The sequence below is a fragment of the Aeromonas sp. S15(2024) genome, from assembly GCF_041402265.1.
Classification (GTDB): Bacteria; Pseudomonadota; Gammaproteobacteria; order Enterobacterales; family Aeromonadaceae; genus Aeromonas; species Aeromonas dhakensis.
This window is the reverse complement of record NZ_JBGLQY010000002.1, coordinates 643006-664679: the sequence shown is the minus strand read 5'-3', so window position 1 is coordinate 664679 and position 21674 is coordinate 643006. Positions and strand designations below refer to the sequence as shown.

17 protein-coding genes are annotated in these 21674 nt (G+C 61.7%); all 17 read left to right on the top strand.

What is annotated here, in order from left to right:
• Window positions 1–62 precede the first annotated feature (62 nt).
• The 17 genes from pyrH to cadB all read left to right on the top strand — a co-directional run bounded on the left by pyrH (window position 63) and on the right by cadB (window position 21624).
• Complete coding sequence (gene pyrH / locus ACB033_RS07050; RefSeq protein ID WP_005303458.1) at window positions 63–797, top strand: UMP kinase; 735 nt, start codon at window positions 63–65, stop codon at window positions 795–797.
• Window positions 798–891: 94 nt separating this feature from the next.
• Window positions 892–1449: a ribosome recycling factor gene (frr, locus tag ACB033_RS07045; RefSeq protein WP_005303456.1), complete on the top strand. Its 558-nt coding sequence runs from the start codon at window positions 892–894 to the stop codon at window positions 1447–1449.
• Window positions 1450–1521: 72 nt separating this feature from the next.
• Window positions 1522–2298 carry a polyprenyl diphosphate synthase gene (gene uppS / locus ACB033_RS07040; protein WP_017779849.1) on the top strand — a complete coding sequence of 259 codons (777 nt, stop codon included), beginning with the start codon at window positions 1522–1524 and terminating at the stop codon, window positions 2296–2298.
• A gap of 26 nt (window positions 2299–2324) precedes the next feature.
• The gene (locus tag ACB033_RS07035; RefSeq protein ID WP_005303453.1) at window positions 2325–3182 is read left to right on the top strand and encodes a phosphatidate cytidylyltransferase; all 858 of its coding nucleotides are present in this window, start codon (window positions 2325–2327) and stop codon (window positions 3180–3182) included.
• Window positions 3183–3245: 63 nt separating this feature from the next.
• The gene (gene ispC / locus ACB033_RS07030) at window positions 3246–4439 is read left to right on the top strand and encodes a 1-deoxy-D-xylulose-5-phosphate reductoisomerase (RefSeq protein WP_017779850.1); all 1194 of its coding nucleotides are present in this window, start codon (window positions 3246–3248) and stop codon (window positions 4437–4439) included.
• 82 nt (window positions 4440–4521) lie between these two features.
• Window positions 4522–5874 (top strand): sigma E protease regulator RseP, encoded by a 1353-nt coding sequence (gene rseP / locus ACB033_RS07025; RefSeq protein ID WP_017764119.1) that lies wholly within the window; start codon window positions 4522–4524, stop codon window positions 5872–5874.
• A 34-nt stretch (window positions 5875–5908) separates the two neighbouring features.
• Window positions 5909–8332 carry an outer membrane protein assembly factor BamA gene (gene bamA / locus ACB033_RS07020; RefSeq protein ID WP_005303446.1) on the top strand — a complete coding sequence of 808 codons (2424 nt, stop codon included), beginning with the start codon at window positions 5909–5911 and terminating at the stop codon, window positions 8330–8332.
• A 148-nt stretch (window positions 8333–8480) separates the two neighbouring features.
• Entirely contained in the window at window positions 8481–8993 is a 513-nt protein-coding gene (locus ACB033_RS07015) for an OmpH family outer membrane protein (protein ID WP_017764121.1), read from the top strand.
• Window positions 8994–8996: 3 nt separating this feature from the next.
• Window positions 8997–10016: a UDP-3-O-(3-hydroxymyristoyl)glucosamine N-acyltransferase gene (lpxD, locus tag ACB033_RS07010; RefSeq protein WP_005303442.1), complete on the top strand. Its 1020-nt coding sequence runs from the start codon at window positions 8997–8999 to the stop codon at window positions 10014–10016.
• A gap of 24 nt (window positions 10017–10040) precedes the next feature.
• Window positions 10041–10502 carry a 3-hydroxyacyl-ACP dehydratase FabZ gene (gene fabZ, locus ACB033_RS07005; RefSeq protein ID WP_010634777.1) on the top strand — a complete coding sequence of 154 codons (462 nt, stop codon included), beginning with the start codon at window positions 10041–10043 and terminating at the stop codon, window positions 10500–10502.
• A gap of 5 nt (window positions 10503–10507) precedes the next feature.
• Complete coding sequence (gene lpxA, locus ACB033_RS07000) at window positions 10508–11299, top strand: acyl-ACP--UDP-N-acetylglucosamine O-acyltransferase (protein WP_017764123.1); 792 nt, start codon at window positions 10508–10510, stop codon at window positions 11297–11299.
• Window positions 11292–12431 carry a lipid-A-disaccharide synthase gene (gene lpxB, locus ACB033_RS06995; RefSeq protein ID WP_005303436.1) on the top strand — a complete coding sequence of 380 codons (1140 nt, stop codon included), beginning with the start codon at window positions 11292–11294 and terminating at the stop codon, window positions 12429–12431. The genes lpxA and lpxB overlap by 8 nt, the downstream gene beginning before the upstream one ends.
• Before the next feature lie 75 nt (window positions 12432–12506).
• Window positions 12507–13097, top strand: coding sequence for a ribonuclease HII (rnhB, locus tag ACB033_RS06990; protein ID WP_019839053.1), 591 nt, complete (start codon window positions 12507–12509; stop codon window positions 13095–13097).
• A gap of 53 nt (window positions 13098–13150) precedes the next feature.
• A complete protein-coding gene (gene dnaE / locus ACB033_RS06985) occupies window positions 13151–16630 on the top strand; it encodes a DNA polymerase III subunit alpha (protein ID WP_371140426.1) in 3480 nt (1159 codons plus the stop codon).
• A gap of 16 nt (window positions 16631–16646) precedes the next feature.
• Window positions 16647–17597 (top strand): acetyl-CoA carboxylase carboxyl transferase subunit alpha, encoded by a 951-nt coding sequence (gene accA / locus ACB033_RS06980; protein WP_005303428.1) that lies wholly within the window; start codon window positions 16647–16649, stop codon window positions 17595–17597.
• Window positions 17598–17998: 401 nt separating this feature from the next.
• Window positions 17999–19525: a lysine decarboxylation/transport transcriptional activator CadC gene (cadC, locus tag ACB033_RS06975; protein ID WP_139725378.1), complete on the top strand. Its 1527-nt coding sequence runs from the start codon at window positions 17999–18001 to the stop codon at window positions 19523–19525.
• Between the two features lie 764 nt (window positions 19526–20289).
• A complete protein-coding gene (gene cadB / locus ACB033_RS06970; protein ID WP_005303424.1) occupies window positions 20290–21624 on the top strand; it encodes a cadaverine/lysine antiporter in 1335 nt (444 codons plus the stop codon).
• Window positions 21625–21674: the final 50 nt, after the last annotated feature.

The window sequence follows — 21674 nt, the reverse complement described above, 5'->3', positions numbered from 1 at the left end:
TTTTTCCGTTTCCCCAGACCGCGACTTATGTCGCGGTCTTTATATGACCAGGAATCAGTGACATGAGTACCAATCCCAAGCCTGCATACAGACGTGTTCTTCTGAAGTTGAGTGGTGAAGCCCTGCAAGGATCCGAGGGTTTTGGCATTGATCCGGCGGTGCTGGATCGGATGGCCCAAGAGATCAAAGAACTGGTTGAGCTGGGTGTTCAGGTCGGTCTGGTCATCGGTGGCGGCAACCTGTTCCGTGGTGCCGGTCTTGCCAAGGCGGGCATGAACCGCGTGGTGGGCGACCACATGGGTATGCTGGCAACCGTGATGAACGGTCTGGCCATGCGTGATGCCCTGCATCGTGCTTATGTGAATGCCCGTCTGATGTCTGCCATCTCCCTGCAAGGCATCTGTGACTCCTATGTCTGGGCTGAAGCCATCAGCCAGCTGCGCGCCGGCAAGGTGGTGATCTTCTCCGCCGGTACCGGAAACCCCTTCTTTACTACCGATTCTGCGGCCTGTCTGCGCGGGATCGAGATCGAAGCTGACGTCGTGCTCAAGGCCACCAAGGTGGATGGCGTGTTCACGGATGATCCGGTCAAGAACCCGGATGCCGTGCTGTACCATGAACTGAGTTATGATGAAGTTCTTGAAAAAGAACTCAAAGTGATGGATCTTGCTGCTTTTACTCTGGCCCGCGACCACGATCTGCCGATCCGCGTGTTCAACATGAACAAGCCGGGTGCGCTGCGTCGGGTGATCATGGGTGAGCCGGAAGGTACCCTGATCCACCATGTCAGCAAGTGAGACAAGCGTGAGCTCCGGCTCGTTTGTCCATGACGCCAGCAAATAAGATAGATACGGGCCGGTAGACGGCTCGTTCGCCAAAAGGAAAACCACTGTGATCAACGAGATTAAAAACGACGCCAAGGACCGCATGGGCAAGAGTGTCGAGTCGCTCAAGACCCAGATGTCCAAGATCCGCACCGGCCGTGCTCACCCGAGCCTGCTCGACGGCATCCAGGTGGAGTATTACGGTGCCGCCACTCCTCTGAAACAGTTGGCCAACGTGGTGGCAGAAGATGCCCGCACCCTCTCCATCTCCATCTTCGATCGCTCCATGATCCAGGCGGTGGAAAAGGCCATCCTGACCTCCGATCTGGGCCTGAACCCGTCCAGCAACGGCCAGACCCTGCGCGTGCCGTTGCCGCCGCTGACCGAAGAGCGCCGTCGTGATCTGACCAAGATCGTGCGTGCCGAAGCGGAAGGTGCCCGGGTTGCCGTTCGCAACATCCGTCGCGATGCCAACGCCGATCTGAAGGCCCTGCTCAAAGACAAAGAGATCTCCGAAGACGACGACCGTCGTGCCCAGGAAGAGATCCAGAAGTTGACCGATTCCTTCATCAAGCTGGTAGACGATGCGCTGGCCGTGAAGGAAAAGGAGCTAATGGAAATCTAAGCCTCTGACAGGTATATTACGAGCGCCGTGTAGTGCCCCTGCACGGCGCTTTTGTCTTTGTGGGAGAAATGAATGTCGCTTTTGGCAGCCGTAGGTGATTGTGCCAATTCGTCCCTGCCTCGTCACGTGGCCATCATCATGGATGGCAACGGACGCTGGGCCCAGAACCGTGGCAAGATGCGGGTCTATGGCCACAAGGCTGGCGTGAAGTCCGTTCGCGAGGCGGTGACCTTTGCTGCGCGTGCCAAGCTGGATGCGCTCACCCTGTTTGCGTTTTCCAGCGAGAACTGGCGCCGTCCGGAAGGGGAGGTCAGTGCCCTGATGGAGCTGTTCATGACGGTGCTGGGCCGCGAGGTGCAGAAGCTGCACAGCAACGGTATTCGGCTCAAGGTGATCGGCGATACCGCCCGCTTCAGCGAACGGCTGCAGGCCAAAATCGCCAAGGCGGAGGCGCTGACTGCCAACAACAGGGGGCTGACCCTCAACATCGCCGCCAATTACGGTGGCCAGTGGGACATCACCCAGGCGGCCCGCAAGCTGGCCACGGCTGTGGCGGCAGGTGAATTGTCGGCCGACCAGATTGATGAAACCCTGCTTGGTCGCGAGATGTGCATGGCCGACCTGCCGCCGGTGGATCTGCTGATCCGTACCGGTGGCGATCATCGCATCAGCAACTTCGTGCTGTGGCAGCTCGCCTATGCCGAGCTCTATTTTACCCCGGTGCTGTGGCCCGACTTCGGCGAAGCCGAGTTCAGCGAGGCCGTGGCCTCCTTCGTCTCCCGTGAGCGCCGTTTTGGCTGCACCGGTGAACAGATCCGGGAATTGATCGCCGAGCAACAGACCGGCTAACCCCCCTCCCAAGAGAGAGGCTTCTTTTGCTAAAACAACGAATTATTACCGCATTGCTACTGGTTCCCCTGGTGTTGGGAGCCCTCTTTTTTCTGCCGTTGAAATTCTTTGCCCTGTTGGCATCCCTGGTATTTCTGTTGGCCAGCCGCGAGTGGAGCGGCTTTGTCTCCGCCAAACCGCAACAGTGGCTGCCGCTGGTCTATTGCCTGCTGCTCGGTGCCAGCCTGTTCTGGCTGCCGGTGGAGCAGTTGTGGACTCCCCACCTGCATCCGCTGGTGATGGGCGTGCTCTGGACCGCCGTCAGCTGGTGGCTGCTGGGGCTGCTGCTGGTGCTGCGCTACCCCCAGAGCGCCAAGCTGTGGAAGGAGTCCATCTGGCTCAAGTCCCTGTTCGGTCTGGTGACCCTGGTGCCCTTCTTCTGGTCCCTGGTGGCCATCCGTGGTTACAACTTCTATCACGACCCCATGATGGGAGCCTGGATCCTGCTGTTCGTGATGGGACTGGTCTGGGCGGCAGATTCTGGCGCGTATTTTTTCGGCAAGGCGTTCGGCAAACACAAGCTGGCGCCGGCCGTGAGCCCGGGTAAAACCATCGAAGGCATGTGTGGCGGCCTGTTTACCGCCAGCCTGCTGGCGGTGGGGGTGACCTGGTTCATGGGCTTCGTGCCCGCCAAGATGGCCATAGTGCTGTTCTGCTCCCTGCTGGCGGTGCTCGCCTCTGTGCTCGGTGACCTGACCGAGAGCATGTTCAAGCGCGAGGCCGGCATCAAGGATTCAGGGACCCTGCTGCCCGGTCACGGCGGCATTCTCGACCGTATCGACAGCCTGACCGCCGCCCTGCCGGTATTCCTGCTCAGCTACCTGTTGCTCAGCCAGGAGTTCTGATGGACTGCCCGATGATCCGGCAGGCCGCAGGTGCCATCCATTCGTCATACAGCGGGAGTTTTGATGCATAACCTGGTGATTCTGGGAGCTTCCGGCTCCATTGGTCAGAGTACGCTCAAGGTACTGCGGCACAATCCTGGGCGCTGGCAGGTGCTGGCGCTGACGGCGGCCCGCAGCGTGGATGCCATGCTGCGCGACTGCCTCGAGTTTTCCCCCCGTTTCGCCGTCATGGTGGATGAGGCGGCTGCCGCCGAGCTGGCAGGTCAACTCAAGACCCACGGCAGCGCCACCCGGGTGCTGTCCGGTCCGGCCGCCCTGTGTGACGTGGCCGCTCACCCCGATGCCCACAGTGTGATGGCGGCCATCGTCGGTGCCGCCGGCCTCGCGCCCACCATGGCCGCCGTGCGGGCCGGCAAGCGCATCCTGCTGGCCAACAAGGAGGCGCTGGTGATGTCCGGAGCCTTCTTCATGGAGGCGGTACGCGAGCACGGCGCCGAGCTGCTGCCCATCGACAGCGAACACAACGCCATTTTCCAGTGCCTGCCCGAGGCCATCCAGCGCCAGCCGGGCTTTTGCGACCTGGCGGGGGCGGGGATCAGCAAGATCCTGCTGACCGGCTCCGGCGGCCCGTTCCGCTACACCGACATCGGCGAGCTGGCCCATGTCACCCCGGCCCAGGCCATCGCCCATCCCAACTGGTCCATGGGAGCCAAGATCTCGGTTGACTCCGCCACCATGATCAACAAGGGGCTGGAGTATATCGAGGCGCGCTGGCTGTTCAACGCGGCGCCCGAGCAGATCCAGGTGGTGATCCATCCCCAGTCGGTCATCCACTCCATGGTGCAGTACAAGGACGGCTCCGTGCTGGCTCAGCTCGGCAACCCGGACATGTGCACCCCCATCGCCCACGCCCTGGCCTATCCGGCTCGGGTCGAGTCCGGTGTGGAACCTTTGGACTTCTTCAGTGTCGGAGAGTTCAGCTTTATCCGTCCCGACTATGAGCGCTATCCCTGTCTGCAGCTTGCCATGCATGCCTGTCAGCAGGGTCAGGCCGCGACCACGGCCCTCAATGCCGCCAACGAGGAGGCCGTAGCGGCTTTCCTTGCAGAGCGGATCGGTTTTATGGATATTGCCAGAGTCAATGAGGCCACCATGCTCGCCCTGGGCGGCACGGATGTCGGCTCGCTGGATGATTTGATTGCGCTGGATGGGGCGGCCCGTGCCCGTGCTCACAATTTGATTGAGGAGCTTAGCTGATGAGAAGTATTTCGTGGCATTGTGCTGCCTTCACCCTGAATGTCGGAGACAGGACCATGCATGAATGCGAGGTGATGGGCTGATGGGCGGTGTGTTGTGGAACATAGGTGCCTTTATCGTCGCCCTCGGGCTGCTGGTTGCGGTGCATGAATTCGGCCACTTCTGGGTGGCCCGCCGCTGCGGCGTCAAGGTCGAGCGCTTCTCCATCGGTTTTGGCAAGGCCATCTGGCGCCGGCTCGGCAAGGATGGCACCGAGTACGTGCTGGCCCTGATCCCCCTTGGTGGTTACGTCAAGATGCTGGATGGCCGGGTCGACGAACTCAAGCCCGGTGACGAGCAGTACGCCTTCAACCACAAGAGCGTCTGGGCGCGGATGGCCATCGTCGCAGCCGGCCCCATGGCCAACTTCGTGTTTGCCCTGTTCGCCCTCTGGCTGATGTTCATGATCGGCGTCCCCGCCGTCAAACCCGTGGTGGGCGAGGTGCGTCCCGCCTCCATCGTGGCGGCGGCCGGGGTGGAGCCCGGCATGGAGATCGTCGGCGTCGGCGGCGAGGAGACAGGTGACTGGGAGAGCGTGACCTATGCCCTCATCAGCCACCTTGGCGATGACTCGGTCCAGCTCAAGCTCAAGGCGGCCAACACCAGCTATGCGGTGGACAAAACCCTGCAGCTGGCCGGCTGGAAGTTTGATCCCGACAAGGAGTCCCCCATCGGGAGCCTCGGGATAGTGCCGCTGGGCGGCAAGGTGCTGCCGGTGGTCGATGCGGTGGTGGCCGCGAGCGCCAGCGAGAAGGCCGGCCTCCAGGCTGGCGATCGCATCAAGCGGGTAGGGGATGAGGCGATCACCGAGTGGGCCCAGTTTGTCCACCAGGTGCAGCAGTCGCCCAGGCAGCCGCTTGAGGTGACCGTCGAGCGGGCGGGCAGCGAGCTGACCCTGACTCTGACCCCGGATGCCAAGAAGGTGCGGGGCCAGCTGGTCGGTTTCGTCGGCCTGTCGCCGCAACTGGTTCCATTACCGGATGAGTATCGGATTCTGTTACAGTATGGGCCTTTGCAAGCCCTGTGGCAGGGCGCCCAGAAGACCTGGAGCCTGACCACCCTGACCTTCGACATGATCGGCAAGCTGATCGGTGGCATCGTTTCGCTGGACAACCTGAGCGGCCCCATCTCCATTGCCAAGGGGGCGGGCAGCAGTGCCGACTATGGACTGGTCTATTTCCTCGGCTTTCTGGCGCTGATCAGCGTCAACCTGGGGATCATCAACCTGTTCCCACTGCCGGTGCTGGATGGTGGCCATCTGGTCTACTTCCTCATCGAGGCGGTCACCGGCAAGCCGGTATCGGAAAAAATTCAGGAAGTGGGTTTCCGGATTGGCGCCGCCATTCTGATGTTACTGATGGGTATTGCGCTGTTTAATGATTTCGCTCGCCTCTGAGGCCAGAGCATCAACAAGGACACATAAGAACAAAATGGCTGTTAAAAAAGCATTGGTGTTGAGTTGCCTGCTGGGTGCCAGTTTCCTGGCCCAGGCGGCCCCTGCCTCTTTTGTGGTGCAAGATATTCAGGTTGAAGGTCTGCAGCGGGTGACCCTGGGTGCCGCCCTGTTGAACCTGCCGATCCGGGTTGGCGATTCCGTCGACTCCGTCGCGCTGGCCAACGCCATCAAGAAGCTCTATGCCTCCGGCAACTTCGAGGACGTCAAGGTCTACCGCGACGGCCAGGTACTGCAGGTGATGGTCAAGGAGCGGCCGACCATCTCCAGCATCGAATTCTCCGGCAACAAGGACATCAAGGAGGAGCAACTTACCCAGAGCCTGGAGTCCTCCGGCATCCGGGTGGGTGATCCCCTCGATCGCACTGTGCTGAGCTCCCTCGAGAAGGGGCTGGAAGATTTCTACTACGGCGTGGGCAAGTACTCCGCCAAGGTCAAGGCCATCGTCACCCCGCTGCCGCGCAACCGGGTCGACCTCAAGTTCACCTTCGTGGAAGGGGAAGCGGCCAAGATCCAGCAGATCAACATCGTCGGCAACAACGTCTTCCCGGAAGAGAAGCTGCTGGCCCAGCTCTCCCTCAAGGATGACGTGCCCTGGTGGAACTTCACCGGCGACCAGCGCTACCAGAAGCAGAAACTGGCCGGCGACATCGAAACCCTGCGCTCCTACTACATGGACCGCGGCTACATCCGCTTCCAGCAGGAGTCCACCCAGGTCTCCATGACCCCGGACAAGAAGGGGGTTTACGTCACCCTCAACGTCAAGGAAGGGGATCAGTACAAGGTTTCCGGCATCCAGCTCAAGGGCGATCTGATCGACCGCGGCGGCGAGATGAAGGGGCTCATCCCCATCGAGACCGGCAGCATCTACTCCGCCAGCCAGGTGACCCATACCGAAGAGGTGCTCTCCAAGTTCCTCGGTCGCTACGGCTACGCCTACCCGAAAGTGGTCACCTTCCCGCAGGTCAACGACCAGACCAAGGAAGTGGAGCTCATCGTCAACATCGAGCCGGGCCCGCGCGTCTACGTGCGCAACATCAACTTCAGCGGCAACGTCACCACCAAGGACGAAGTGCTGCGCCGCGAGATGCGTCAGATGGAGGGCACCTGGCTCTCCTCCGACAGCGTCGAGCAGTCCAAGACCCGTCTCAACCGCCTCGGCTTCTTCGAGAGCGCCGAAGTGGACACCAAGCGGGTGCCGGGTAGCGATGACCAGGTCGATCTGGACTTCAAGGTCAAGGAGCAGCCGGCCGGCTCCATCAACGCCGGTGTCGGCTACGGTACCGAGTCGGGCCTGAGCCTGCAGGCGGGCCTGCAGCAGGACAACTTCATGGGGACCGGCAAGAAGATCGGCATCTCAGCCAGTACCAACAAGTACTCCAAGAGCGTCGATCTCAGCTACAACGATCCCTACTTCACCGTGGACGGGGTCAGCCTGGGCGGTCGTCTCTACTACAACCAGTTCAGTGCGGCCGACGCCAACATCGTGGACTACGAGAACACCACCATCGGCTTCCGCCTCTCCAGTGGTTTCCCGGTCAACGAGAACAACCGTCTCGACTTCAGCCTCGGGGTCGAAAACAACAAACTGTCCCAACCCAACCCCTATCTGCAGGTGGATGAGTTCTGGAAGGTGTACAGCAAGAACAAGGATGGCGACAACCGCATGGTGTTCAACACCGTCGACGTCACCGCTGGCTGGACCCGTTCCACCCTCAACAAGGGCCAGTTCCCGACCGCCGGTGATCGTCAGCGGGTCAACGCCAAGGTCACAGTGCCGGGCATGGATCTGCAGTACTTCAAGCTCAACGCCGAAGACGCGCACTACTTCCCGTTCGATGCGGATCACAAGTGGGTGCTGATGGCCAAGGCGCGTGCCTCCTACGGCAACGGCTACGGCAGCAACGGCAACTATGATCATGTACTGCCGTTCTTCGAGAACTACTTCGCCGGTGGTTTCGACACCCTGCGCGGCTTCAAGAGCAACACGGTCGGTCCGAAGGCGCTCTACTACTACAACCTGAGCGGCAACGACGTCATCCAGGGTACCGACAGCTCGGTTGGCGGCAACGCCCTGGCGGTCGCCTCCCTCGAGATGATAGTGCCGACGCCGTTTGCGTCCGAGACCTATCAGCCGCAACTGCGGACCAGCTTCTTCATCGATGCCGGCTCGGTGTGGGATACCACCTTCGACTATGACCAGTACCGCAACCGTTGCTTCAGCGGCTGCAACTATCTGGCCGACTATTCGGATCCGACCAACTACCGCGCCTCGGCCGGTCTGTCGCTGCAGTGGCTCTCCCCGATGGGCCCGCTGGTGTTCGCGATTGCCCGTCCGCTCAAGCAGTACGAGGGCGACCGGACCGAGTTCTTCTCATTCAACATCGGCCGTACCTTCTAAGGACGGACCTTGCCCCCACCCAATGGTGGGGGTATTCAATGATGGGACGCGCAGCCTGCGTGCCTCACCAGGTAACAAGTCGGTCCGGGTACCACTTGCATAATCAGGTAAATCAGGTAGCCCTCACATGAGGGAACAAGGAGTAAGTGTGAATAAAGCGTTGAAAGTAGCTGGTTTGAGTTTTGCACTGATGGCTGCCGGCATGGGCTCCGCCTTGGCCGAGACCAAGATCGCCGTGGTCGACATGGGCGAAGTCTTCCAGAAGCTGCCCCAGCGTGAAGCCGTTTCCAAGAAGCTGAAAGGCGAATTCGAGCCGCGCATGCGCGAGCTGCAGAAGCTGGAAGCCGATGGTCAGAAACTGGTCGAGAAGTTCAAGAAGGACGAAGCCTTCATGAGCGCCGACCAGAAAAAACAAAGCCAGGAGAAGCTGGCCAAGCTGCAGATGGAGTTCAACCAGAAGCGTCAGGCGTTTGAACAGGACAACGGTCGCCGTCAGTCCGAAGAGCGCAACAAGATCCTGACCAAGGTGCAGGCTGCCATCGACTCCATCGCCAAGAGCAATGGTTACGATCTGGTGCTGGAGCGCAATGCCGCCCCGTACGCCGCCAGCAAGCTGGACATCTCTGCCCAGGTTATTTCTCAGGTAAGCAAGAGCAACTAATTGATGGCATTCACTCTCGCACAGCTGGCCCAGCAACTGGGGGCCCAGGTCCATGGCGACGGAACCCTGGAAATCCGCAAGGTAGCGACACTGGAAAAGGCCGGGGAGGGGGACATCACCTTCCTGTCCAATAAAAAGTACCGGCATTATCTGGAGCAGAGCAAGGCGACCGCCGTGCTCATCACAGAAGCGGATCTGCCATTTTGTCCCACCAATGCCCTGGTGCTCAAAGACCCCTACGTGGGCTTTGCAAGGGTTGCCCAACTGCTGGACACCACGCCGCAGCCGGCCACGGATATCCATCCGAGTGCGGTGATCGCGGCGGACGTGCAACTGGGCGAGAGAGTGGCCATCGGGGCCAATGCGGTGATCGAATCCGGCGTGGTGCTGGGGGATGATGTGCGCATCGGTCCGGGCTGTTTCGTTGGCAAGAATACCCGACTGGGAGCCCGCTCCCGGTTGTGGGCCAACGTCACCCTCTATCACGATGTCACCATGGGCACCGACTGTCTGGTTCAATCCGGCACAGTGATCGGCGCCGATGGTTTCGGTTATGCCAACGAGCGCGGCGAGTGGATCAAGATCCCCCAGCTCGGCGGCGTGACCATCGGCAACCGGGTCGAGATCGGTGCCTGCACCACCATCGACCGCGGCGCGCTGGAAGATACCCGCATCGCTGACAACGTCATCATCGACAACCAGTGCCAGATCGCCCACAACGTCGAGATTGGCTACGGCACCGCCGTGGCGGGCTCCACCGTGATGGCAGGTAGTCTCAAGGTCGGCAAATACTGTATCATTGGCGGCGCCTCCGTCTTTAACGGGCATATGGAGATCTGCGACCAGGCCACCGTTACCGGCATGGCTATGGTGATGCGACCCATTACCGAGCCCGGTGTCTACTCTTCCGGCATCCCCCTGCAAACCAATAAAGAGTGGCGCAAGACCGCCGCCCGGGTGATGCGTATCGAAGAGATGCACAAGCGGTTGAGCAAGCTTGAGAAGAAGCTGGACCAAGAATAATCACGATTGGTATAGGGTACTGTTTTGACTACTGAAAAGAAGAGCCTGGGTATCCAGGAAATAATGGATCTGCTGCCCCACCGTTATCCGTTCCTGATGGTGGACAAGGTGGAAAACTACGAGATCAGCGATGAGCGCAAGACCCTGCGCGCCATCAAGAACGTCTCCTTCAACGAGCCGATCTTTCAGGGGCACTTCCCGGCCAAGCCGGTGTTCCCCGGTGTGCTGATCCTGGAAGCCATGGCACAGGCCACCGGTATCCTGGCGTTTACCATGGTGGGCAAGCCGTCCCCCAACGAACTCTATTACTTTGCCTCAATCGACAACGCTCGTTTCAAGCGTCCGGTGGGCCCCGGCGATCAGCTGGTGCTCGACGTGGAGTTCCTGAAAGAGCGTCGCGGTATCGCCAAGTTCACCGGTGTGGCCACGGTCAACGGTGAAGTGGTCTGTACCGCCGAGCTGATGTGCGCCAAACGCGAGGTTTAACACACGTGATCGACCAGACTGCCATCATTCACGATACTGCCGTCGTCCATGAGTCTGCCGTCATCGGTAAAGGGGTTGAAATCGGCCCCTTTTCTGTCATCGGTGCCGAGGTGGAAATCGGCGACAACACCTGGGTCAGCTCCCATGTGGTGATCAAGGGCCCGACCAGGATTGGTCGTGGCAACAAGATCTTCCAGCACACCTCCATCGGTGAGGATTGCCAGGACAAGAAGTACGCCGGCGAGCGCACCTTCCTCGAGATCGGCGACAACAACGTCTTTCGCGAGAACTGTACCGTGCACCGTGGCACCATCCAGGATCAGTCCCTGACCCGGATCGGCAGCGGCAACCTGTTCATGGTCAACGTTCACGTTGCCCACGACTGCATCATCGGTGACAACTGCATCTTCGCCAACAACGCGACCTTGGCGGGCCACGTGGTGATCGGCGATTTCGTGATCTTCGGCGGTCTCTCCGCGATCCACCAGTTCGGCCGCGTCGGCTCCCACGCCTTCGTCGGTGGCTGCGCCGCCCTGAACAAGGACGTGCCGCCCTACGTGATGGCCGCCGGCAACTACGCCAAACCGTTCGGGGTCAACTCCGAAGGGCTGCGTCGCCGCGGTTACACGCCTGAGGCCATCTCCGCCGTCAAGCGCGCCTACAAGGAGATCTTCCGTTCCGGCAAGACCGTCGAAGAGGTGCTGCCTGTGCTGATCGAGATGGCGCAAGCCGAGCCGGCCGTCCAGCTCTATGTGGACTTCCTCAAAGACAACGAGCGCGGGATCATCCGTGCCTGATCCGGTTCGCATCGGTATCGTCGCCGGAGAGGTCTCCGGCGACATTCTGGCTGCCGGTCTGGTACGCGAGCTGCAGGCCCGCTACCCGGACGCGCAGTTCGAAGGGATCGCCGGGCCGCGCATGCAGGCCCTCGGCGTGAAGGCCCTGTTCGAGATGGAAGAGCTCTCCGTCATGGGGATCACCGAGGTGCTGGGCCGTCTGCCGCGCATCCTCAAGGTCCGCCGCGAACTGCTGCGCCACTTCATCGCCAATCCACCCGATATCTTCATCGGGGTGGATGCACCGGATTTCAATATCGGGGTGGAGCTGAAACTGCGCCGCGCCGGTATCAAGACGGTTCACTACGTCAGCCCCTCGGTGTGGGCCTGGCGCCAGAACCGCATTCACAAGATCAAGGCCGCCACCGACATGGTGCTCGCCTTCCTGCCGTTCGAGAAAGCCTTCTACGACCGCTTTGACGCCCCTTGCCGTTTCGTCGGCCACACCATGGCGGACGACATTCCGCTGGTGCCGGATCAGGCCGCGGTGCGCAGAACCCTCGGCATCGACGCCAATCGCCGCTGGCTGGCGGTGCTGCCGGGCAGCCGCACGGCGGAAGTGGGCTTCATGTCGCCGCTGTTTCTCGAGGCGTGCAAGCACCTGACGGTGCGCTACCCGGATCTCGGCTTCATCGTGCCGCTGGTCAACCAGAAGCGGCGCGAGCAGTTCATGGCCATCAAGGCCGACGTGGCGCCGGATCTCGACATGGTGCTGCTGGAAGGGCAGGGCCGCGAGGCGATGATCGCCGCCGACGTGGTGATGCTGGCCTCTGGCACCGCGGCGCTTGAAGCCATGCTGGTGAAAAAACCCATGGTGGTGGGCTACAAGCTCAAGCCCTTCAGCTACTGGCTGGCCCAGCGGCTGGTGAAGACCGAATTTGTCTCCCTGCCCAACCTGTTGGCCGGCCGCATGCTGGTGCCCGAACTCATCCAGCACGAGTGCACCCCGGAGAACCTGGTGGTCGAGGTGAGCAAGTATTTCGAGCACGACAATAGCGCGCTGGTGAACACCTTCACCGAGCTCCATCAGCTCATTCGCTGCAATGCCGACCACCAGGCCGCCGAGGCGGTGGCCGAGCTGCTGGGCCGGTAGAGAGCGGGCGGCCAGTTTGGCTGCGCCAACGCGACGCCAGGCCCTGCGGGGCCTGTTTTGATTCAAGGCTACAAGATGATGATCGATATTCCTGACGACAAGCTGGTTGCCGGTGTGGACGAGGTGGGCCGCGGCCCCCTGGTGGGAGACGTGGTGACCGCCGCCGTCATCCTCGACCCGGCCAACCCGATCGAGGGGCTCAACGACTCCAAGAAGCTCTCCGAAAAGAAGCGGCTCGCCCTGTTTGACGAGATCAAAGAGAAGGCGCTGGCCTTCGCCATCGGTCGCGCCAGCCCGGCGGAGATCGACGAGCTCAACATCCTGCACGCCACCATGCTGGCGATGCAGCGCGCCGTGGCGGGGCTCAAGGTCACGCCCGAGCTGGTCTTCATCGATGGCAACCGCTGCCCGGCTCTGCCGATGGAAGCCCGCGCAGTGGTCAAGGGCGACAGCCTGGTGGCCGCCATCAGCGCCGCCTCGATCCTCGCCAAGGTGACTCGCGATGCGGAGATGACCGAGCTGGACAGTCGCCATCCCGAGTACGGCTTTGCCCGCCACAAGGGCTATCCGACCGCGGAGCACCTCGCCATCCTGGCCGAGCGCGGCCCGTTGCCGGAATATCGTCAAAGTTTCAAACCGGTGCGCCGCGCACTGGGAGTGGAATAACCCATGCTGATTTGTCTAAGCGATGACTGCTTGCGTAATGAGAGGGCATGACGATGGCTGACCCCCGTTTCATTCACCTGCGGGTGCATACCGACTTCTCCATGGTGGATGGTCTGCAGAAGATCAACCCCATCGTCGGGGCCGCGGCGGCCGACAACATGCCGGCGTTGGCCCTGACCGACCAGATGAACATGTGTGGCCTGGTGCGCTTCTATGGCGCCGCCCACGGCAAGGGGATCAAACCCCTGGTCGGTGCCGACTTCTGGGTGCAGAGCAGTGAACTCGGCGACGAGCAGTTTCGCCTCACCCTGCTCGCCATGGACAACGACGGCTACCAGAACATCACCCTGCTCATCTCCCGCGGCTATCAGCGCGGTCATGTGCAGGGGCGGCCGGTCATCGACAAGGAGTGGCTGGTCGAGCACGCCAAGGGGGTGATCGTGCTCTCCGGCGGTCGCGAGGGGGACGTGGGCAAGTTCCTGCTCAAGGGCAACCGCCAGATGACCGAGCAGTGCGTCGCCTTCTATCAGACCCACTTCCCCGACGCCTACTACCTGGAGCTGCTGCGTACCGGTCGCTCCGACGAGGAGGTCTACCTGCACATGGCGGTGAACCTCGCGAGCGAGTTCGCGCTGCCGGTGGTGGCCACCAACGAGGTGGTGTTCCTCACCGCCGATGACTTCGACGCCCATGAGATCCGGGTCGCCATCCACGACGGCTACACCCTGATGGACAAGCGCCGGCCGCGCCGCTACAGCCCGCAGCAGTACCTGCGCAGTCAGGACGAGATGTGCGAACTGTTCGCCGACATCCCGGAGGCGCTGGAGAACACGGTGGAGATCGCCAAGCGCTGCAACGTGACGGTGCGTCTGGGTGAATACTTCCTGCCCAACTTCCCCACCGGCGACATGACCACCGAAGACTTCCTGGTGGCCAAGTCGAAAGAGGGGCTGGAGGAGCGACTCGAGTTCCTGTTCCCGGATCCGGCGGTGCGGGCTGAGCGTCGCCCCGAGTATGACGAGCGCCTCGACATCGAGCTGAAGGTGATCAACCAGATGGGCTTCCCGGGTTACTTCCTCATCGTGATGGAGTTTATCCAGTGGTCCAAGGACAACGGCATCCCGGTCGGCCCGGGCCGGGGCTCGGGTGCGGGTTCGTTGGTGGCCTACGCCCTCAAGATCACCGACCTCGACCCGCTCGAATTTGACCTGCTGTTCGAACGTTTCCTGAACCCCGAGCGGGTCTCCATGCCCGACTTCGACGTCGACTTCTGCATGGATCGACGGGACGAGGTGATCGAGCACGTCTCCGAGATGTACGGCCGGGATGCTGTGTCCCAGATCATCACCTTCGGCAGCATGGCGGCCAAGGCGGTGGTACGGGACGTGGGCCGGGTGCTGGGCCACGCCTACGGCTTCGTCGATCGCATCTCGAAACTCATTCCGCCGGATCCCGGCATGACCCTGGCCAAGGCGTTCGAGGCCGAGCCCAAGCTGCCCGAGCTCTACGAGCAGGACGAGGAGGTCAAGGATCTCATCGACATGGCGCGCCGCCTGGAAGGGGTGGTGCGCAACGCCGGCAAACACGCCGGTGGCGTGGTGATCGCGCCCACCAAGATCACCGACTTTGCACCGCTCTACTGCGATGACGAGGGCCATCACCCGGTCACCCAGTTCGACAAGAACGACGTGGAATACGCCGGCCTGGTGAAGTTCGACTTCCTGGGGCTGCGCACGCTCACCATCATCGACTGGGCCCTCGGCATGATAAACCCGCGCCTTGCCAAAGAGGGCAAGCCGCCGGTCGACATCGCCGCCATCCCCATCGACGACAAGCGCTCGTTCGACCTGCTGCAGCGCTACGAGACCACCGCGGTATTCCAGCTCGAATCCCGCGGCATGAAGGATCTCATCAAGCGGCTGCAGCCGGACTGTTTCGAAGACATGATCGCTCTGGTGGCCCTGTTCCGGCCGGGCCCGCTCCAGTCGGGCATGGTGGACAACTTCATCGACCGCAAACACGGCAATGAAGCCATCTCCTATCCGGACGAGAAGTGGCAGCACGAGAGTCTGCAACCCATCCTCGAACCCACCTACGGCATCATCCTCTATCAGGAGCAGGTGATGCAGATTGCCCAGACGCTGGCCGGGTACACCCTGGGGGGCGCAGATATGCTGCGCCGGGCCATGGGCAAGAAAAAACCCGAGGAGATGGCCAAGCAGCGGGCCGGTTTTGAAGAAGGCGCCATCAAGAACGGCGTCGACGGCGAGCTGGCGATGAAGATCTTCGACCTGGTGGAGAAGTTCGCGGGATACGGCTTCAACAAATCGCACTCCGCCGCCTATGCGCTGGTCTCCTACCAGACCCTCTGGCTCAAGACCCACTTCCCGGCCGAGTTCATGGCGGCGGTCATGACCGCCGACATGGACAACACTGACAAGATAGTGACCCTGGTGGACGAGTGTCAGCGGATGGGGCTGACGGTGATCCCGCCGGACGTCAACACCGGCCGCTACCGCTTCAGCGTCAACGAGGACGGCCACATCGTCTACGGCATCGGCGCGGTGAAGGGGGTGGGGGAAGGTCCCATCGATGCGATCCTGGAAGCACGGGATCGGGATGGCTCGTTCCGCGACCTGTTCGACTTCTGCAACCGGGTCGACATCAAGAAGCTCAACAAGCGGGTGATGGAGAAGCTTATCCTTTCCGGCGCCATGGACCGGCTCGGCCCTCACCGCGCCGCCCTGATGGCGACCCTGGAGGAGGCGATGCGCGCCGCCGAGCAGCACGCCAAGGCCCAGGCGGTGGGGCAGGTCGACATGTTCGGCGTGCTTACCGAAGAGATAGACGACGTCAAGAAGGCGTTCGCCAACGTGCCGCACTGGCCCGACAAGGTGTGGCTGGAAGGGGAGCGCGAAACCCTCGGGCTCTACCTCACCGGTCACCCCATCAACCAGTACAGCGGCGAATTACGTCGTTACACCTCGGGTCGCCTGTGCGATCTGCATCCCACCTCCCGCGATACCGTGACCACGGCAGCGGGGCTGGTGATCGCGGCGCGCAGCATGGTGACCAAGCGCGGCAACAAGATGGGGATCTTCACCCTGGACGACCGTTCCGGTCGCCTGGATGTGACCCTGTTCAGTGAAGCGCTGGAAAAATATGAAGAGTTGATGCAAAAAGACCGTATTTTGGTGGTTTCTGGACAGGTCAGCTTTGATGACTTCTCCGGTGGCCTTAAAATGTCGGCCCGTGAATTACTGGATATCAACGATGCGAGAGAGCGTTTTGCCAGGGCAATCCGCATCTCTCTCGATGAACAGCGAATCGATGATCGCTTTTTCCCGCGTTTGTGCGAGATTTTGGAGCCCGCCCGTGCCGGAGTCTGTCCGGTTCAGGTAAACTATCGTCGCCCCGGCTCCCGGGTGCGATTGACGCTCGGCACCGAGTGGCGGGTGACGCCCACCGATCAACTGATAGATGACTTGCGCGTCCTGCTGGGACGAGAGCGGGTTGAATTGGTTTTTGATTAGAGGATCTATAGTCCCTATGAGTCTTTTTCTGGATTTTGAACAGCCGATCGCCGAGTTGCAGGCACAGATCGATGAACTGCGCCATGTGAGCGAGCACAACAGTGCCGTGGATCTGAGCGAAGATATTCGTCGGCTGGAGAAGAAAAACGAAGAGCTGACCAAGAAGATCTTCGGCGATCTGGGCGCCTGGCAGGTGTCCCAGATGGCGCGTCATCCACAGCGCCCCTATACCCTCGACTACATCGAGCACATCTTCACCGATTTCGACGAGCTGGCCGGCGATCGTGCCTATGCCGATGACAAGGCCATCGTCGGTGGCATCGCCCGTCTGGACGGCGAGCCTGTGATGGTCATCGGCCACCAGAAGGGCCGCGAGACCAAGGAGAAGATCAAGCGCAACTTCGGCATGCCGCGCCCGGAAGGGTACCGCAAGGCCCTGCGCCTGATGGAGATGGCCGAGCGCTTCAAGATGCCGATCATCACCTTCATCGACACCCCGGGCGCCTACCCGGGTGTCGGTGCCGAGGAGCGTGGCCAGTCCGAAGCGATTGCCCGCAACCTGAAAGTGATGGCCGGTCTGACCGTGCCGGTGGTCTGCACCGTGATCGGTGAAGGCGGCTCGGGCGGCGCCCTGGCCATCGGTGTCGGCGATCGCGTCAACATGCTGCAGTACTCCACCTACTCCGTCATCTCGCCGGAAGGGTGCGCTTCCATCCTGTGGAAGAGCGCCGACAAGGCGCCGGTGGCTGCCGATGCCATGGGCATCACTGCCCAGCGTCTGAAAGAGCTCAAGCTCATCGACAACATCGTCGAGGAGCCGCTCGGCGGCGCCCACCGCAATGTGGAGAAGATGGCCAAGCACCTGAAAGACCGCATCCAGCAGGATCTCAACGCCCTGCGTCCCCTCGACAACGAGCAGCTGCTGGAGCAGCGCTACCAGCGTCTGCTGGGCTACGGCTACTGCTGAGCCCGGTCGGGAACAAATGGATGACGAAAGGCCCTCGCACTGCGGGGGCCTTCTTTTTTTACGGCGGCAGGGGCCCTGTCGGCAGGGAAAAATCCTGTCCATATGGATACCTGTTGGCACGATGTTTGCCAAAACCCCCTTGTTGGATCAATTCAGCGGCGATTTGTGGCCAAAAAAAGTGGGATCCCACTCCCGTTTTGCTTAAAGTGACCCTTTCCGATCGACCCGATCGGCATGCCCGCAAGGACGCTCTGCGGACGTAAACAGGCCAGCCCGGCCTGACTCACAGGAATGTTCACCCCGCCGGCGGCACTGCCTTTTGCTGCGCCCTGCTGCCCGTTCAGCCGCCCGGTGTTACGTCACTCTCATCTTGCATCGTCTCCATCTGCAGCGAGTGAATCATGAGCGAATCGGTTTTTGAGATCCACGACTGGACCCTGAGCGTCGACGACAACATGCTCTGTCGCCCTGACCGCGAGGTCTACCTCGAGCCCCGGCTGGTCAATCTGTTGCGCTTCCTGGCGAGCAACGCCGGCACAGTGTTCGGGCGCGACTGCCTGATCAACGAGGTCTGGGACGGTGCAGAGGTGACCGATCAGGTGGTCACCCAATCCATTTTCGAGCTGCGCAAGATCCTCAAGGATGGCCGCAACGACGCCGCCGACTACATAGTCACCGTGCCCAAGCGCGGCTACAAGCTGGTGGCGCCGGTGCGGCCGCAGCAGGTGGTCTCGGTGGTGATGGCAGGCGAGCAGGAGAGCGTCAATGCCCCCCGGCCGCCGCTCGCGATGCCAGACCTCGATGAAGAGGAGGTGCAGGGCAACGTCACCCCCTTCCCGGCCGGCCCGTTGACCCGCGCCGTCACCACCCATGCCAGAGAGGGGGGCAGTCGCTGGAAGCTGGTGGGGTTCGATATCTTCGTGGTGGCGATCCTGGTCGCCCTGGTCAGCCTGCTCAGCTATCAGCACACCAGTCCCCAGGTGCACTCCATGCTGGATCCCGAGCTGCTGGTGTTTCGCTTTCACTCCGGCATGGATGGCAGCAACGAGAACGTGCGCCTCGCCGACGGCATCACCCGCGCCCTGATGGGGGAGGTGGCTGCCGCCACGCCGCTGCGGGTGCAGTACGGCGCTAACACCCTGATGGGGGGCATCCTGCCCGGCAAGGAGCTGAGCGTGCGGGTCTCCCGCCAGCCGGGGGGCACCTATCTCGATCTGGAGTACCGCAACATCAACACCAACCGGGTGCTGTTCAGCCACCAGTACCAGCTCAGCCGCCACAACGTGCACGGGGTGCTGCAGGCGAGCAGCCGGGATCTGCTGAGCGCCCTCAATCAGCCGGATGCGCAGCCTGGCATGGGCTGGCCCACCGATGACGGCGCATTGATGGCCATGATGGAGGCGCACTACTACATCAACAGCCAGGATCCGGTGGCCCTCAAGCGAGGCGTCGAGCTGCTCGACAAGTCGCTGACCAGCCAGCCGGATCAGCCGCTGCTGCTGGCGGAGCGCTATCTGGCCGGGGAGGCGCTGGCAACCCTGACGGGCACCCCCCAGAGCGACCGGTTGCAGCAGATTGGTGCTCACCTGGCCCGGGTGGTTCAGAGCCAGCCCGTGCAGCCGGCCCGGGTGTGGGAGGCGCTGACCCTGCAGGCCATTCTGGGCGGCCAGCAGCAGGAGGCCAACCGTCTGCTGGGTGAGGCCGGCAGCCGGGGCCGCTCTGTGCTCTATCACATATTGCGCGGCAAGCTGGCGGAGCTGGATGGCCACCCGGAAGCGGCGGGGGATGCCTACAGCCAGGCCTTTCTGATGGAGGCGACCGAGCAGACCTACCTGCTCTGCCAGCAGCTCGGCTTCTACAGCAACATGGAAACCCTCACCCCGGCGCTGTTCAACGCCCTGGGCCAGAGCAAGGTCAAGCTGTTCTGAGCGGCGCCGGCCGCGCTCTGCCCCGCCGATCGCAGGCCGCCCACGGGCGGCCTGTGTGTTTCTTGCCTTGCCATAGGCACTCGGGCTTGCTCTTCTATCCCTATCCCTATCCCTATCCCTATCCCTATCCCTATCCCTATCCCTATCCCTATCCCTGACTCGCAACAACGACTGGCCATGGCAGGCCTGTGGCTGCGCCATCCCTCTGCTGGTCAAGCCCCGACCGCCATTTGCAGCTGCAGCCTGTCGATGCCGACAGCCGTGACCGTCGCCCCGGCGACCTGGCCGCCTTAGTCGATATCGTACCGAGTCATCACTGCGCCCGTTTGGTGTGTGGGGGCTGTTATGCCGGCCAGGGGGGCCTAGGTCGTGCAAAGCGAGCGGTGCAATGAAGGGCGGTGAGGGAAAAAGGGGGGGCGCTCGGCCGTATATCGTGCGGGGGAGAGGGGGTTATCGGCCCAGCTGCACCGCAGCGGGTCATCAGAAAAAAATCAAGGTGGTTCGGGTGGCACCGAGTGCTCTCATCAAGGGGGAAAACGAATATCAAGGTTTTATCAAGATGCCTGCGGTTCCTTCAGTCAACCTGCTGTTTTAACTGTGTTTTTATCGGCTTTGACGGGCGGGCTGAAAAAGTTTGCTCATGTTTTTATCCCTTAGCGGGACTTTATGTTTTCCGGGGCGCAGAGGCCTAGTCTGTGGCCATTGATTGGCGGAAGGCTCCGCCAAGCGTGTGTTTGATGCCTTAATATCGACCCGGAGATTTTATGTCCCTAGATACGAGCAAGAAGATCGGCCTTGTCGCCTGTACAGGTGTAGTGGCCGGCAACATGATGGGGAGCGGTATCGCGCTGCTGCCCTCGGCCCTGGCCACCATAGGTTCCATTTCTGTGTTCAGCTGGGCCATCTGCCTGGTCGGCGCCATGGGGCTGGCCTTCGTGTTCGCCCGCCTCGCCACCAAGAACCCGCAGGAGGGCGGCCCCATCGCCTACGCCGGCGAGATCTCTCCGGTGTTCGGCTTCCAGACTGGTGTGCTCTACTACCACGCCAACTGGATCGGCAACCTGGCCATCGCCATCACCGGCGTCTCCTACCTCTCCGTCTTCTTCCCGATCCTCAACAGCCCGATCCCGGCCGCCGCTGCCACCATCGCCGCCGTCTGGATCTTCACCCTGGTCAACCTGCTTGGCGGCAGCTGGGTGAGCCGGCTCTGTACCCTGGGTCTGGTGCTGATCCTGCTGCCGGTGGTGGGCACCGCCCTGGTGGGTTGGGGCCATTTTGATGCCGCCGTCTACAGCCAGAACTGGAACACCACCAGCGGCAGCGACCTGCATGCGGTCATCAGCGCCGTGCTCATCTGCCTCTGGTCCTTCGTGGGGGTGGAGTCTGCTGCCGTCTCCTCCGGCATGGTGAAGAATCCCAAGCGCACCGTACCGCTCGCTACCATGCTGGGCACCGGTATCGCGGGGGTCATCTACATCCTCTCCACCCAGGTGATCAGCGGCATGTTCCCGGCCGGTGAAGTGGCGGCCTCCGGCGCCCCGTTTGCCATGGCCTCCTCCGTCATCTTCGGCAACTGGTCCGCGCCGTTCGTCTCCGCCTTTACCGCCCTGGCCTGCTTCACCTCGCTGGGCTCCTGGATGATGCTGGTGGGCGAGGCGGGCAAGCGCGCCGCCCACGACGGCAACTTCCCGAAAATCTACGGCGAAGTGGACAAGAACGGCGTGGCCAAGAAGGGTCTGATCCTGGGCTCCCTCAAGATGACTGCGCTGATGATCGGCCTGACCGCCTTCACCTCCCAGTCCGCCCACGCGGCTGATCTCTTCAACGTGCTGACCACAGATGCGGTGCTGCTGACCATGCTGCCCTACTTCTACTCCAGCATTAACCTCATTCGCTTCGAGGGCATGACCTCCCGCAGCATCGGCGCCATGATCTTCTCCGGTGTGGCCTGCGTCTTCTGCCTGATTGCCCTGATGGGGGCCAAGGGTTCCAACCTCACAGCAACCTTCGTGGTGTCGCTCATCATCCTGATGTTCTACGCCAAAAAACTGGGCCTGCGTCAGCACGATGCCCTGCTGAGCGAACAGCCCAGCAACTGATTTCCCCTTTTATCTTCCGAGCGCTCTTCACTCACCATCCCTGATGGAGA

Bases quoted from the DNA above. Each gene is read 5' to 3' on its own strand.
- pyrH (WP_005303458.1), top strand. From the start codon at position 63: ATGAGTACCAATCCCAAGCCTGCATACAGACGTGTTCTTCTGAAGTTG.
- uppS (WP_017779849.1), top strand. From the start codon at position 1,522: ATGTCGCTTTTGGCAGCCGTAGGTGATTGTGCCAATTCGTCCCTGCCT.
- ispC (WP_017779850.1), top strand. From the start codon at position 3,246: ATGCATAACCTGGTGATTCTGGGAGCTTCCGGCTCCATTGGTCAGAGT.
- rseP (WP_017764119.1), top strand. From the start codon at position 4,522: ATGGGCGGTGTGTTGTGGAACATAGGTGCCTTTATCGTCGCCCTCGGG.
- bamA (WP_005303446.1), top strand. From the start codon at position 5,909: ATGGCTGTTAAAAAAGCATTGGTGTTGAGTTGCCTGCTGGGTGCCAGT.
- lpxD (WP_005303442.1), top strand. From the start codon at position 8,997: ATGGCATTCACTCTCGCACAGCTGGCCCAGCAACTGGGGGCCCAGGTC.
- rnhB (WP_019839053.1), top strand. From the start codon at position 12,507: ATGATGATCGATATTCCTGACGACAAGCTGGTTGCCGGTGTGGACGAG.
- dnaE (WP_371140426.1), top strand. From the start codon at position 13,151: ATGGCTGACCCCCGTTTCATTCACCTGCGGGTGCATACCGACTTCTCC.
- accA (WP_005303428.1), top strand. From the start codon at position 16,647: ATGAGTCTTTTTCTGGATTTTGAACAGCCGATCGCCGAGTTGCAGGCA.
- cadC (WP_139725378.1), top strand. From the start codon at position 17,999: ATGAGCGAATCGGTTTTTGAGATCCACGACTGGACCCTGAGCGTCGAC.
- cadB (WP_005303424.1), top strand. From the start codon at position 20,290: ATGTCCCTAGATACGAGCAAGAAGATCGGCCTTGTCGCCTGTACAGGT.